At 52.7% G+C, this 1,120-nt stretch carries 1 protein-coding gene; it reads left to right on the top strand.

The annotated features are described in order from the left end of the window. Positions 1-703: protease HtpX (gene htpX, locus KDK16_RS12830; protein ID WP_257276424.1), on the top strand; the 703-nt coding region annotated here is incomplete at its 5' end. Positions 704-1,120 lie beyond the last annotated feature (417 nt).

Here is a 1,120-nt window from a genome sequence, read left to right as displayed (position 1 = left end):
CATGGCCAAGATGGGCACAGGCACCCAGATTATCGATCAACCCCGTACGGCCCAAGAGCGCTGGTTACTGGATACGGTTAAGGAACTCTCTGAAAAAGCCGGCATTGGCATGCCGGACGTGGGGATTTTCCCCTCTCCGGAAGCCAATGCTTTTGCCACCGGCTGGAACAAAAACGCCTCACTGGTTGCCGTGAGCCAGGGCCTGCTCGATCGCTTCAGCCCAAGAGAAGCAAGAGCCGTAATCGGTCACGAAATCGGTCACGTTGCCAACGGTGACATGGTGACGCTGGCACTGATTCAGGGAGTTGTGAACACCTTTGTGATGTTCTTCGCCCGCATCATCGGCTACGCCGTGGACAGCTTCCTCCGTCGTGACGAAGAAAGCAGTGGCCCGGGTATCGGCTTCTACGTCGTAAGTTTTATTGCCGAGATCGTGCTGGGTATTGCCGCCAGCGCTATTGTGATGTGGTTCTCTCGTAAACGTGAATTTCGTGCCGATGAAGCAGGTGCCGAGCTGGCAGGTCGTGGCGATATGATTGCCGCCCTGGAGAGACTGAGAGCTGAATACGACGCCCCTAGTGCAATGCCTGCCACCATGACGGCCTTCGGTATTCGCAAGAATGGCCAGGGTGGATTAGCCGCCCTGTTCTCAAGCCACCCTCCGCTTGAAGATCGAATTCAGTCTCTGCAATCCCATCGCTGATGAGATTTCTTGCTTTAAAAGGCTCGCTGACGCGGGCCTTTTTTTCTGAAAAACAAAACCGCAACAGCTCCAGACAAGAACAGGATTTTACTATGAAAGCACTGCTGCACTGCGCTTGTCAGCCATTAACGCAGAGAGCAAAGGCGGGATCAGCCCTCGGGTTCCGGGAACCTTTCCAGCTCTCCCATGCAGAGGATCTGTTTTAAGACGCTTGGTTGCCATCGGCAACAACCTCTTTTCTAAACCAGAGACCGGAGAATATTACTTTGGCTTCAGAGACAAGCTCTTTATAATAAGCTTTTATTTCTAATCCAGCTGCTTATATGCCTATTGAACATTCTGATCCCATCTGGGTTCTCAACAGCGAAAGCCTTGACCACTATTGCCAAAGGTGGCTTCAGCTGGATGCCATCGCAC

This window comes from Endozoicomonas sp. SESOKO4, assembly GCF_024606275.1.
This window is presented reverse-complemented; position numbering and strand designations above follow the sequence as displayed.